Genomic DNA, 2,319 nt, shown 5'->3' on the forward strand with positions numbered 1-2,319 from the left:
TCGTGCTTGGTACCAGGTTCTCGAAGTTGCCACCAGTGGCCGTGCTGATCGTGGCGCTGACTTTGCCGGCGTCGATATAAGCGTCGTCCTTCGGCGCATCAACCGTCGCGGTGCCGGTGGTTTTGCCGGCGTCGATGGTGATGACGGCGCCGTTGCTCAACGTCACGGTCACGGGTGTGCCGGCAGCGTTGGTCAGGGTCGCGGTGTAGACGATCGAGCCGCCTTCGGCGACCGAGTTGCTGGCGCTGAGCGACAGGTTTGTGGTGTCCGCAGAATCAGTGACCGAGGTGTCCGCCGACTTGGCGTCGATTGCCAGCTTCTCGTAATTACCGCCCTTGGCATCATCTATCTTGACGCTCAGCGAACCGCCGCCAGCCAAGGCATCGTTCGGCGCAACAAAGTTCACGCTACCGCTGCTCGATCCGACTGGAATGGTGATGCTCTGGCCATTGGACAAGGTCACAACCACCGGCGAACCGGTCACTGGCGCGGTGACGGACGCGGTGTAAACCACGGTCCCGCCTTCAGCCACAGTGCTGTTGGCCGTCAGACTGACCGTCGACGTGTTGATCGTGTCAGTCACCTCGGTCACTGCCGGGGCAGTACTCGGAACCAGGTTTTCGAAGTTGCCGCCGGCAGTCTTGGTGATGCTGGCTTCGACTTTGCCGGCGTCTTTGTAGACGTCATCCTTCGGTGCGGCGAAGTTCACCGAACCGGTGGTGGCGCCCTTGGCAATGTGGATCACCGCGCCGTTGTTCAACGTCACGGTCATGGCGGAGCCAGCGGCATTGGTCAGGGTCGCGGTGTAGACGATCGAACCGCCCTCGGCGACCGAGCCGGTGGCGCTCAGGCTCAGGCCGGTGGTGTCTGCCGAATCGGTGACGGTGGTAACCGCCGGCGAATGGTCGGTGACGACTTTTTCGAAGTTGCCGCCGCTCTGGCTGGCAATCGTAGCCTGGACTTTGCCGCCATCGATATACGGAGTGTTAGCCGGTGCGGCGAAGTTCACCGAACCGGTGGTGGCACCGGCGGCGATGTTGATCACGGCGCCGTTGCTCAACTTCACGGTCATGGCCGTGTCTGTCGGGTTGCTCAGGGTGGCGGTGTAGGTGATCTGGCCGCCTTCGCTGACCGTGTGGCTGGCCGACAGCGACAGGGACGTGGAGTCGACCGTGTCTTTGACGGTGGTGGTCACTGACGCTTTGCTGATGTCGAGTTTTTCGAAGTTGCCACCGCTGGCATCCGTCATTGTCACAGCGAGCTTGCCGGCATCCTTGTAGACGTCGTCGCTTGGCGCCGCGATGGTGACCGAACCGGTGGTTTTGCCGGCGTCGATGGTGATGGTCTCGCCGTTGCTCAGCTTGACGGTTACCGGCGTTTGCGCGGCGTTGGTGAGGGTCGCGGTGTAGGTGATGTGCGAGCCTTCGAGCACCGACTTTTCAGCGCTGAGGGTCAGGTGTGTGGTGTTGGTGGTGTCCGCCACGTTGGTCACGGCCGGGGTCGGGCTGGTGACCAGGTTTTCAAAGTTGCCGCCAGCGGCGTCCTTGATGGTGACTTCCAGTTTGCCGGCGTCCTTGTAGACGTCGTCTTTCGGCGCATCGACTTTCACAGTGCCAGTGGTTTTACCGGCATCGATGGTGATGGTCGCTCCGTTGCTCAACGTCACGGTAACCGGGCTGCCGGCCGCGTGGGTCAGGGTGGCGGTGTAGGTGATCTGGCCGCCTTCTTTGACATTGCCAGTGGCGCTCAGCGACAGGGTGGTGGTGTCGACGGTGTCGGTCACACTGGTGCTGACCGGGGTTTTATCGGCGACCAGGTTTTCGTAGTTGCCGCCGCTGACTTTGGTGATCGAGTTGGTCACCGGCGCGTGGCCGCTGAGCACATCGTTCGAGACCACGGCATTGACTGTGCCGCTGCTTTGGCCAATGCCAATGGTGATGGTCTGACCGTTGGACAAGGTCACCACCACCGGCGAACCGGTGACCGGTGCGCCGACCGAGGCGGTGTAAACCACGGTGCCGCCCTCGGCCACGCTGCTGGTGGCGGTCAGGGTGACGGTCGAGGTGTCGAGGGTATCGGTGACGGTGGTGACGGCCGCAGCCGGGCTTTTGACCAGGTTCTCGAAGTTGCCGCCGGTGGCCGTGCTGATCGTGGCGCTGACCTTGCCGGCGTCAATGTAGGCATCGTCTTTCGGCGCATCGACGGTGACGGAACCGCTGGTAGCGTTGGCGGCGATGGTGATCACGGCGCCGTTGCTCAGGGTCACAGTCACTGGCGTGCCGGCAGCGTTGGTCAGTGTTGCGGTGTAAACGATGGAGC

At 62.6% G+C, this 2,319-nt stretch carries 1 protein-coding gene; it reads right to left on the reverse strand.

All coding sequences use genetic code 11. The features are described 5' to 3' along the window. Positions 1–2,319: immunoglobulin-like domain-containing protein (locus E3W21_RS00010; RefSeq protein WP_371927025.1), on the reverse strand; the 2,319-nt coding region annotated here is incomplete at both ends.

The organism is Pseudomonas sp. F01002 (assembly GCF_004402115.1).
Lineage (GTDB): Bacteria > Pseudomonadota > Gammaproteobacteria > Pseudomonadales > Pseudomonadaceae > Aquipseudomonas > Aquipseudomonas frigoris.